This is a genomic window from Thermoflavimicrobium daqui (genome assembly GCF_003313465.1).
In the GTDB taxonomy this organism is placed as follows: Bacteria; Bacillota; Bacilli; order Thermoactinomycetales; family Thermoactinomycetaceae; genus Thermoflavimicrobium; species Thermoflavimicrobium daqui.
In genome coordinates this window covers 133587-145417 of sequence record NZ_KZ845667.1, presented here as the reverse complement: position 1 = coordinate 145417, position 11831 = coordinate 133587, and the positions used below count along the sequence as shown (strand labels likewise).

7 protein-coding genes are annotated in these 11831 nt (G+C 37.6%); 3 read left to right on the top strand and 4 right to left on the bottom strand.

Annotated elements, in window-relative coordinates:
• Positions 1-276 precede the first annotated feature (276 nt).
• Together DL897_RS10560 and gltB are read right to left on the bottom strand one after the other, a co-directional pair.
• The gene (locus DL897_RS10560) at positions 277-1749 is read right to left on the bottom strand and encodes a glutamate synthase subunit beta (RefSeq protein ID WP_113659116.1); all 1473 of its coding nucleotides are present in this window, start codon (positions 1747-1749) and stop codon (positions 277-279) included.
• Between the two features lie 16 nt (positions 1750-1765).
• The gene (gene gltB, locus DL897_RS10555) at positions 1766-6334 is read right to left on the bottom strand and encodes a glutamate synthase large subunit (protein ID WP_113659285.1); all 4569 of its coding nucleotides are present in this window, start codon (positions 6332-6334) and stop codon (positions 1766-1768) included.
• A 201-nt stretch (positions 6335-6535) separates the two neighbouring features.
• Between gltB and gltC the strand changes: the two genes are divergently transcribed.
• Positions 6536-7441, top strand: coding sequence for a glutamate biosynthesis transcriptional regulator GltC (gltC, locus tag DL897_RS10550; protein WP_113659115.1), 906 nt, complete (start codon positions 6536-6538; stop codon positions 7439-7441).
• Between the two features lie 75 nt (positions 7442-7516).
• Here gltC and DL897_RS10545 read toward each other — a convergent pair whose 3' ends face one another.
• Both DL897_RS10545 and DL897_RS10540 read right to left on the bottom strand, forming a co-directional pair.
• Entirely contained in the window at positions 7517-8443 is a 927-nt protein-coding gene (locus tag DL897_RS10545; protein WP_113659114.1) for a Gfo/Idh/MocA family protein, read from the bottom strand.
• A 42-nt stretch (positions 8444-8485) separates the two neighbouring features.
• The gene (locus DL897_RS10540; RefSeq protein ID WP_113659113.1) at positions 8486-9913 is read right to left on the bottom strand and encodes an amidase; all 1428 of its coding nucleotides are present in this window, start codon (positions 9911-9913) and stop codon (positions 8486-8488) included.
• Positions 9914-10342: 429 nt separating this feature from the next.
• Here DL897_RS10540 and DL897_RS10530 point away from each other — a divergent pair, with 429 nt between their 5' ends.
• Both DL897_RS10530 and DL897_RS10525 read left to right on the top strand, forming a co-directional pair.
• On the top strand, positions 10343-10756 hold the full coding sequence (locus DL897_RS10530; RefSeq protein WP_168188759.1) for an NUDIX domain-containing protein: 414 nt from the start codon (positions 10343-10345) through the stop codon (positions 10754-10756).
• A 23-nt stretch (positions 10757-10779) separates the two neighbouring features.
• Positions 10780-11787 (top strand): phosphotransferase enzyme family protein, encoded by a 1008-nt coding sequence (locus DL897_RS10525; protein WP_113659110.1) that lies wholly within the window; start codon positions 10780-10782, stop codon positions 11785-11787.
• The last annotated feature ends 44 nt before the right edge of the window (positions 11788-11831 follow it).

Below are 11831 nucleotides of genomic sequence, written 5' to 3'. Positions count from 1 at the left end.
AGACTAAAGGCTGGGATTATTTTCCTGAACTTTAGTCTATAAAGTTTATAATAACAAAGAGAGGGCACAAGTAATATAAATATACTTGCTATTTGAGAGAATTAAAGTCTTTAACTATTTTGGTCTCTAATGTTTTTGTTAATCCTTCTTATGATTAGTACTATATTTTCTTTCATTATCACTTATCTCTTCCGAAAAAAATAAAAAAGCAGGCACTATCTATCTAAAACATATAAACGCCGGCATCCAATATATGAAGCTGGCGTTTATATTTACTTAAGGTAAATTAGTATATCCCATTAAATATCGATCACATTCACGCGCTGCTTCTCTTCCTTCATGGATAGCCCAGACTATTAAACTTTGGCCTCTTCGCATATCTCCTGCTACAAAGACACCTTCTAGGTTCGTTTGATACTTCCCATATTCCGCCTTTACTTTTAGATTGGTGTGTTCTAATCCGGAATGTTTAAGTAATGTTTCATCTGTCCCCTCAAATCCAATCGCGATTAATACCAGTTGAGCTGGCCATACTTTTTCCGTACCAAGTATTTCTTTAAATGTATAATGACCATTTACATCGCTGATTTTTTCCATTTGTATCGTATGCAACTCTTTAACCTGACCATTTTTATCTCCTACCATTTTTTTGGTAGCAATACAGAATTGGCGAGGGTCTTTACCAAACTTTGCAGCAGCTTCTTCATAAGCATAATCGAGGGTAAATACATATGGGTATTCCGGCCAAGGATTATCCTTTGTTCGTGTATCTGGTAATCGTGGATGTTTACCAAATTGAACCACACTTTTACATTTTTGCCGTAATGCAGTAGCTACACAGTCCGCACCTGTATCTCCACCACCAATCACAATGACATTTTTGCCTTCGGCAGAAATCTTGGGTTGTCGGGAATCGAGTAAGGCTTTCGTCGAATCGGTCAAGTAGTCCATCGCCAGCTCTATTCCCGAAAGTTCTCTTCCATGAATTTGAAGCTCACGCTGTTTTTGAGCACCTGCACATAAGATTACTGCATGATGTTCTTTTTTTAGTTGCTCTAAAGAAATATCTCGACCTATTTCTGTATTCGTAATAAATATAATTCCTTCTTGCTGTAGTAATTGAATACGCCTCTCTACTAATTTTTTATCTAGCTTCATATTGGGAATTCCGTACATTAATAATCCACCGATGCGATCTGCGCGTTCATATACGGTAACAAGGTGGCCAGCTTTATTAAGTTGATCTGCACAAGCCAGACCGGCTGGTCCTGAACCGACAATAGCTACTTTTTTTCCTGTCCGTTTATAGGGGGGTTCTGGAACAATCCAACCTTCTAGAAATCCTTTTTCAATAATAGCTTGTTCAATACTTTTAATTGCCACAGCTTCATCATGAATCGCTACCGTACATGCCCCTTCACAAGGTGCAGGACATACTCTTCCAGTAAACTCTGGAAAGTTGTTTGTTTTTAATAGTCGTTTCAATGCTTCTTTCCACTGCCCCCGGTATACCCAATCATTCCATTCAGGGATCAGGTTGTATAGCGGACATCCGGAATCCGTCCCGTTTAATTTGATTCCCGTATGGCAGAAAGGAGTTCCGCAATCCATACAGCGTGCCCCTTGTTGTTTTAATTTAGTCTCTGTTAAAGGCAGCTGATATTCCTTCCAGTCCTGAAGGCGGAAAAGCGGTTTTCGCTCTTTCGCTTTCTCTCGTTGATATTCCAAAAAACCAGTTGGTTTGCCCAATTTCCTCTCTCCCTCCTTAGGCAAAAATAGCTTCTTTTACTTTCTCATTTGCTTTTTGTTGTCTCTTTTGATATTGTTCAAAAGCGATAGTAGCAGCTTCTTCACTGGAATAGCCCGCTTCCCGTAAGTCATTAAGTAATTCCCACATTATTTTAAAGTCTTTTGGAATTACTTTGACAAATTGTTTTACTTTCTCAGACCATTGCTCCAATACAGTTTGTCCCGTCCGACTTGATGTGTATTTCACATGTTTTTCAATTAACTGTCTTACTTGCTCAATCTCATCTTTCTCTACTAGTCTTTCCAATGAAACCATTTCTTGGTTACACCGCTTGATAAACTGAATTTCGTCTTCTACTAATACATAAGCGATTCCTCCAGACATTCCTGCAGCAAAGTTTTTGCCAACAGATCCTAGGATGACAACACGTCCTCCTGTCATATATTCACAACCATGATCTCCAACACCCTCAACGACTGCCTGCACTCCGCTATTACGAACAGCAAATCGTTCTCCCGCTAGTCCGTGGATAAATGCTTCTCCTGCAGTCGCTCCATAGAAGGCAACATTGCCGATAACCACATTTTTCTCGGGGACAATTGGAGAGGAGTGAGAAGGTGAGACAATAATCTTTCCACCAGATAAACCTTTTCCAATGTAATCATTGGCGTCCCCTTCGAGATCTAATGTCATCCCTTTGGGTATAAAAGCACCAAAGCTTTGACCAGCAGATCCTTTGAATTTTATATGAATCGTATCTTCTGGTAGTCCCTGTGTACCATATTGTTTAGTGACCTGACTACCCAAGATTGTACCGACAACACGATCCGTATTGCGAATAGTTAAAGTAGCTTCTACCTTATCCCCTTTATCCAAAGCAGGTTGAGAAAGTGGTAAGAGTTTTTGGTAATCGAATGATTTTTCCAACTGATGGTCTTGCTTTTTTTGATGATATTTTCCTATCTCTTTAGGTAGATCAGGCTGATAAAGGAGAGAAGATAGATCCAAATATCTCGTCTTCCAATGCGTCTTAGTACGTTCACTAACCTTTAATATATCTGTCCTTCCGATCATTTCATCTATACTTTTAAATCCTAGATGAGCCATTATTTCACGTACTTCTTGAGCGATAAACCGCATATAGTTGATGACATGCTCAGGTTTACCCATAAATTTTTTCCGAAGTACCGGATTTTGTGTCGCAACTCCTACTGGACAAGTATCTAAATGACACGCACGCATCATAATACAACCTAGAACAATCAATGGTGCTGTTGCAAATCCATATTCCTCTGCACCAAAGAGAGTAGCAAATACAACATCTCGCCCCGTCATCATCTTTCCGTCTGCTTCTAAGACAACTCGATCACGTAAGTTATTGAGAAGTAAGGTCTGATGTGTTTCGGCTAATCCTAATTCCCAAGGCATTCCTGCATGTTTAATACTAGTCCTTGGTGAGGCACCTGTTCCTCCATCATGACCACTAATCACAATGACATCAGCCAAGCCTTTTGCAACTCCTGCTGCAATGGTTCCTACTCCTAATTTAGAAACAAGCTTTACACTAATCCGTGCACTCGGATTGGCATTCTTTAAATCATGAATAAGTTGTGCTAAATCTTCAATTGAATAGATATCATGATGAGGAGGTGGAGAAATCAAGCCAACCCCTGCTGTTGAACCACGTACTTCAGCAATCCATGGATACACCTTATTTCCAGGTAATTGTCCTCCTTCACCAGGTTTTGCTCCTTGGGCCATTTTAATTTGAATCTCATCTGCATGAAGTAAGTAATGACTATTAACACCAAATCTCCCCGAAGCCACTTGTTTAATGGCACTACGGCGGAGATCGCCATTTTCATCTGGCGCAAAGCGGATAGGGTCTTCACCGCCTTCACCGCTGTTACTTTTACCTCCCAATCGATTCATTGCAATTGCGAGGGTTTCGTGTGCTTCCTTACTTAATGAACCATAAGACATAGCTCCGCTTTTAAAACGGCGAACAATCGATTCAACTGGTTCAACCTCTTCAAGAGGGATAGGCTGTCGATCGGACTTAAAGTCAAATAAGTTACGAATAAAAATAGTTTGTTCATTGTTTACCATCCCAGAAAACTTTTTAAATAAAGAATAATTATTTCGACGACAAGCTTGTTGTAATGTATGGATTGTATGTGGATTAAAAGCATGATGTTCACCATTTCTCCGCCATTGAAGTTCGCTACCCGATTCTAATCCTTTTGCTACATGACTACGCACATCAAAAGCTAGTTGATGACGTAATTGTACTTCTTTGGCGATCATTTCTAATGGAATTCCACCGATTGGTGATGATGTCCTTGTAAAATATTTTTCTATCACATTTTCATCGATTCCAATAGCTTCGAAGATCTGCGCACCACGATAACTTTGGATAGTCGAAATCCCCATTTTCGACATGACTTTTACAATTCCTTCTGTGGCTGTCTGGATATATCGTTCGATGGCTTCGGTATATGAGAAGGAGTTCAAGATATTTGTCTCGATCAATTCCTGTATGGTAGCAAAAGCTAAATATGGGTTAATGGCATCCGCCCCATATCCTATTAGTAGTGAAAGATGATGGACATCTCGTGGCTCACCCGATTCAACTAGAATGCTTACCTTTGTACGAGTACCTTGACGAACTAAATAGTGATGAAGACCACTCACCGCCAAAAGAGCCGGAATAGCAGCTTGATCTCTACTTATCCCACGATCCGATAAGATCAGTAAATTATATTCTTCGGAAATAGCCTGATCTACATCAGAGAACAGTTTCTCCAAAGCAGTTTCAAGCTCTGTTTCTTGTGAAGCAGAAAATAAAATAGGAAATGTTTTAGCCTTAAAGGATGGCTGATTTATTTTTCTTAGCGTTACCAAATCTAAATCCGAAATGATAGGTGTTGATAATCGGATTCTTCGGCAATGTGTAGCTGCTGGCTTTAATAAGTTGCCTTCAGATCCCAACAACGTCATGGTTGAAGTTACACATTTCTCTCGTAATGCATCAATAGGTGGATTTGTTACTTGAGCAAATGATTGTTTAAAGTAATTGTATAATAGCTGTGGTCGATCGGATAAAACAGCTAGTGGAGTATCACTTCCCATTGATCCGATGGGATCTTTTCCTTCAGTTACCATAGGAAGCAGTTGCTTATGAATTTCCTCGTAGGTGTAGCCAAACGCTTTTTGCAACTGCACAAGGTTATTTAAGTCAGACTTTGGTGCTGGCTGAGGGAGAGATATTGATTCCAAATCAATTAAATTTTGATCAATCCAAGAGCGGTAAGGAGATTCTTGAGCGATTTGCTCTTTTAGTTCATCATCTGCAATGATTCTTCCTTTTTCTAAATCGACCAGTAGCATCTGTCCAGGTTGAAGCCTTTCTTTTTTAATTACCATTTCTTCTGGGACATCGATCACACCTACTTCTGAAGAAAAGATAATAAGATCATTGGAAGTTATATAATAACGAGCAGGACGAAGACCATTTCTATCAAGAATAGCCCCTATTTGTTTGCCATCCGAAAAGGCAATTGCAGTTGGACCATCCCATGGTTCCATCAAACAACTATGATATTCATAGAAAGCTTTTTTACCCGCTGACATTTGCTGATCATGCTCCCATGGTTCCGGAATCATCATCATAGCTACATGAGGAAGGGATCGTCCAGATAAGGCTAAAAATTCAAAACAATTGTCCAAAATAGCGGAGTCACTTCCATCTACATCCAATATAGGAAATACTTTTTCTAATTCATCTTGAAATACATCGGATTGAAACATTTTCTCGCGAGCTAACATCCAATTAACATTACCTCGTAAGGTGTTTATTTCACCATTATGGAGTATATATCGATTGGGATGAGCTCGTTTCCAACTGGGAAACGTATTTGTACTAAAGCGGTTGTGAACCATCGCGAAAGCAGAAGCAAATGTAGGATCTTGGAAATCTATATAGAAATCTCTTAGCTGGCTTGGGGTTAATAATCCCTTATAAACAAGTGTACGACTTGATAAGGAGACAACATATAAGTCATCATCAATCTCTTTTTCTAACTGTTTACGAATGATATATAATTTCCGCTCAAAAGCTTGTTGATTTTCTATATTAGGATTAGCTCCAATAAACACCTGCCGAATTACTGGTTGAGATTCTCTTGAAATATTACTAATATTCCCACTATTAATAGGAGCTGTTCGCCAACCTAATAATTTTTGTCCCTCTATCTGAATAAAATGCTCTAATTTCCTTTCATATTCGTTACGCTTGATGGGATCTTGGGGTAAAAAAAGCATACCAACTCCGTATTTTCCTGGTGAAGGTAGATTCATCCCTTCTGTTTGACAAATTTTATGGAAGAAGCGATGTGGTATTTGAATCATAATTCCTGAACCATCACCAGTTCCATCATTCTCTCCACCACGATGCACTAATTGGCATAATATATGAAGTCCCATCTCTACTATCTCATGTTTTGCTTTACCTTTTTTATTTGCTACAAAGCCAACGCCACAAGCATCGTGTTCATATGTTGGATTATATAACCCTTGTTTCATTGGCTGTTTTATCGCTGTCAATATACTTCACCCCTTTGTGAAGATCAATCATTTAGTATGAATCTTCCTTATCTAATTATTTTTCGATTTGTCTTGACCTTACATTTATTGTTATTTTATAGTTAATCATTAATACAAACAATATATATAATTGATTAAAATAATCTCATTTTAATATAGATAGATTAGAGGAGAAATAAAATGGAACTTAGACAAATTCAATATTTTATTGAGGTAGCTAAACGTGAGCATGTAACAGAAGCTGCCCATTCACTCCATGTTGCCCAATCAGCTGTCAGTCGACAAATTGCTAATCTAGAAGCGGAACTGGGTGTTCAGTTATTTGCACGTGAAGGACGTAATGTTCGTTTGACATCCATGGGGAAAGTTTTTTTAGATCATTCAGAACTAGCACTACGAGAAATTGAAAAAGCTAAACAAAAAATCGAAGAATTTTTAGATCCTCAAAGAGGTATTATCCGACTTGGATTTCCTAGTAGCTTAGCCTCTCATGTGTTACCTTCTGTCATTTCCGAATTTCGAACAAAATATCCGGCTGTTCGCTTTCAACTCCGACAAGGTTCTTATCTTTTTCTGATTGATGCAGTAATTAATGGTGAAATTGACTTGGCTTTTATTGCACCTGTTCCTTTAAAAAATGAAGAAGTTCAAGGACATATTTTTTTCTTAGACAAGATTGTTTCCTTATTACCAGCCAATCATGATCTGGTAAAACAACCACAAATCACTTTAAATCAACTAAAAGATGAACCCTTTGTTGTCTTCCCAAAAGGATTCGTACTCGAAGAATTAGTTACCAATGCTTGTAAACAGATGGGTTTTAAACCCAAAATTGCTTTCGAAGGGGAAGATATCGATGCCATTAAAGGATTAGTTGCTTCAGGGCTCGCTGTCACTCTCCTACCCGAAGTCACACTAACCGATAGCATCCCGCGCGGAGCTGTAAAAATGCCCATTGCTGAACCAGAAATAACACGTACCGTCGGTATCATTATCCCAAAAAAACGAAAACTTCCACCATCAGAGCAACTGTTTTATAGTTTTATTACAGACTTCTTCTATCGGCTTAATCAGTATCGTTTGTAACTGAAGAGTCATATTTGTTTACAGGCGAAAAATAAGGATTTGATTTTTATACTCTAAAAATCAAATCCTTATTTTTTACTTATCTAGTTGTTTTTTTATTAACTGTTCAACTAATCGTTGAGATTTTAAACCTTCTAGTCCATCAACAAGTGGTTTTTGGTCATTTTGAATACAGCCTATAAAATGTTGTATCGCGTCTTCAAAGCCTCGTTGTTTTAGTGTTGTATCCCAGGAAGGAGAAACAGAGGTAACGGTCGTATTATTCGATTCGATTTCTAACGTATTCATATTCTTAACCCTTAAAATAGCTCCCTCTGTTAGCAATTCAAGCTTTTCAAGGTTCGTACCTGCTTTTCGATGCATTTCAGTAAAGAAAAGAGTTCCTTGATTGGACTGATAAATATGCCCAGCATATACAAGGTATTCTTCTAAACTTTTATGGATTGTTCCATGTAATACATTTAAATCACCATCTGCCAACCATCTGATTGTATCAACTAGATGCAAATAATCATCTAACATTCTAAATTCATAGGAATATGGTCCTAAACTATCAGTTCTATGTTTTTCAAAACGAACAGATGCAATGTTATGAGCCTGTTCTTTTACACGTACATACAACGGTGCAAAACGCCGATTAAATCCAACCATCAGTTTTCTTCCAGCTTTTTCACTTAACTCAACTAATTTCTCAGCTTCGTGTATAGTTGCTGCAAGTGGTTTATCTACATAAACATCTAATCCTTTGGTTAGAAGCGAAGAAACAACTTCATAGTGTGAACTTGTAGAACTATGTACAAAAATAGCATCACATGCTTGAGATAGGTTTTCTAAACTATGAAAGTCTTGGATGCGATATTGATTGCATATTATTTTTCGCTTTTCTTTACTTGGTGAAAAAGCTCCTACCAATGTCCAATCTGTTTCTTTGGTTAGGATTGGTAAATATGCTTTTTGCGCTATGTTTCCTAAGCCTATCATGCCAATACGAGGCTTTCTCATGTTAGATCATCCTTTTGCAGGGGTATGGTTTGTAGCTACAAATTATTCATGGTCATAATACGTACATCGTTGATATCCCCGGAAACTCTTTTCAAGCTGTTCTCCTGCTATAAATAAAGCGTGCTCTTGACCAGCGGATGTAATAAGTTGAACACCAATCGGCATCCCATTGGGATCTTCGCTAACGGGTATAGACAGCGAAGGAAGACCAAAAGTGTTAGCATAAGAAATATATGGCATATATCTACGAAATGTTTTACGGATAGAGAAAATTTCCTGATATACTTTTCCGTGGTGCCCAGCTGGGCTATGGTATACAGGTAATATTAAAATACGCTTCCTAAGAAATACATCTACTTCTGCACTCGCTTGGGCTAATTCTTTCTCTAGTTCCTTCCACTGCTTAGGACTTGGCTGGAACATTCGTGCTCCTAAAATAGCCCAAGTGAGAAATGGATGGAGTGTATGGTTCATTCCCAATTGAGCTCGTAAAAATTCCTTAATAATCACGCTTATTTTGCTATTAGCAGCAATGTCGATTAAGCCTTGTGCGCCATCTACGGACATAATTAGCTGCCACCAGAGCGCAGACTCTAGTAAGAATGGAGGTTGTTCTCTAATAACAGTTCCCTGTTTGGAAAAAAATTGAAAAATATTTTCAATCGTTTCAGCTGTTTTATGTTGAATGGGTAAAGCTGAATGAGGCTTTGGAATAATATAGGTAAATCGAGATAAGTCTTGTGCATTCATCGGTAGTTCACTGATAATTTCATGGATGAGCTGAGCATCCGCTACACTTTTGGCGAATGCACCAATACCAAGCATTCTTATTTGAAACGGATGAGTAAAGGGAGGATAGCACCCGTGATCTGAAACTTGTTTATCTCCAGACTTAAAACCAATGACCCCATTAAAATGCGCCGGAAAACGAATGGAACCGCCAATATCCTGACCTATCCCCACAGCTGCTCCACCAACAGCGATTAATGCTGCCTCCCCACCGCTAGAACCTCCTACCGTTCTCGTTATATCCCAAGGATTGTTACTTCGACCATAAACTGTATTATCTGTCTCTTGGCAAAAACAGAAAGTAGGTGTATTTGTCTTGCCTAAAATTATGGCTCCCTCTTCTTTTAAATACTTAATCACCTGAGCATCTTCTGAATCAATACAGTTTTTCCGAGAAGGTAATCCGCTTGTCGTCTTCATTCCTTTAACAAAAAATGATTCTTTTACACTAACGGGAACACCAAATAACTTCCCCTTTGCTCGACCGTTTTGGATCATCTGATCTTTCTCTTTTGCTTCTTCTCTTGCACTATGAAAACGTTCTTCTACCATTAAGTTTAATTTAGGATTAAAGCGCTGAATATGTGCAATATAGGTTTCCGTTGCCTGTAACGAGGTAACTTCTTGCGAGGCGATTTTTTGAGCTAAAATTGTTGCACTCATCGAAAGAATGCTTTCCATACGTTTCTCCTTTTGTTTGTTGTTATATAAGTTTTATATTTATTACAACATGTTGCATAACCCGAGCCAAAACTTAGATCATTTTTAGAACGAGAGCAAATCGTTTTTGAAGCGAACGGCTTTTGCGCCAAACTACAACGAGAGTGAGTTCAAAAACAATGAGGGGCTGATTAAGAAGGCAACCTCTATCAATAATTATATCAAAGAGTTCTTACTATTTTTTATTAAAGAAATAGACCCTTTGATATCATTTTATAATATCGTCCTTGATTTTGATGTTTTATTACATGATCTCCGTTTTGTATGGAATAGCAATTTAAAAAGCTGGTATGATAAAATGGATTAATCTTAATGGATATATGATACATTCACATTTAGGAGGAATAGAATATAGATAACCATTTTTCAAAAAAGGTTTTAGGTTATATAGTGAGAAAAAACATTCGAAAATGGGAATTATTAGTATTCGAACACCAGGATATTCCTGATGCAGGTATCCAAATACCTGGTGGAACAGTCGAGGATTATGATTATGATTTATCTGCTGCTTTATTACGTGAAATCAAGGAAGAAACAGGTTTAGAAGATGTAACCGTATTAACAGAAATCTTATCCGAAATATATTATCATGATATAAAAAAAGAATTTCAAGAGAGACATTTTTTTATTGTTACAACTAGCACAAAAGAAGATGAATGGTTATATACCGTTAAATCATCTGGAAAAGACAGTGATCTTAAATTCAATTATTATTGGGAAGAGCTTCATACTGTATCCCAATTAGCAGGTGATCAACATATTGCAATTAAACACGTCTTAAATTTTTTAGAAAAAAATGAATAGTTATTTCCTACTTGGAGGATATCATGATATTAGAAATACAAAAGCAGTTTAATGAGAACATTTTACAAATGGCTGCTCAATGTTATGGAGTTCAACCTAAGGATTTGATAAGCTTAGGTGGCTTCGAAAGTCATGTCTATGAATTTGTCTACCAACAAAAACCTTGCATAATGAAGATTACTCATAGCTTACGTAGAACGAAAGACTATATTATGGGCGAATTAGATTTTCTGAACTTCTTAATTGATCGAGGTGCTAACGTAGCGAGGGCACTTCCTTCCAGTTACGGTAATTGGGTCGAGATCATCCCAACTGGTCAAACTGACTCCTATTTTCTTGTAATCGTTTATGAGAAAGCCAAAGGAAAACTTCCGACAGAAGCTGAATGGAATCATCACTTATTCGAAACTTGGGGACAAACATTAGGTAAAATCCACGCTATATCCAAAGAGTATAAATTACCTAACTCCGCATTCAAGCGCCAGGAATGGAATGAAGAAGACCAGCTTGATATTGCAAAATATGTCCCAAACTCCCAGACCAAGGTGTTTGAACAGGTAGAAAAGTTGATGGATCGTATTGCTTCATTACCAAAAGATCGTAATTCATATGGATTAATTCATGGTGATTTTCATCATAAAAACTTTTTTGTAGAAAATGGGATTATCACTGTGTTTGACTTTGACGATGTGACTTATAATTGGTATATCAATGATATTGCTACGATTCTCTACTTTGTCAATATGCACCCGCTTAAGCCTTGGGTAAAAGAGTTCCCACGCTGTTTCTTGGACCCATTCCTTATAGGTTACTGTAGAGAGAACCAACTTGATCCGATATGGTTTAAATATCTACCAGACTTTCTCCGCTTAAATCATGTGATTCAATATGTGATTTGTTATCAATCCTTAGATATGGAAAAATTAACAAAAGCTCAAAAACATCGTATAGAGAAACTGCGCTATGAAATTGAGAATGAAGTAGAAATTTTAAATATCCCTGATACCTATGCTAACACTAAGAAATACTAGTCTGTGATTTTTAAGTATATCCTCTAAGCTAATTGTCCGGTTTT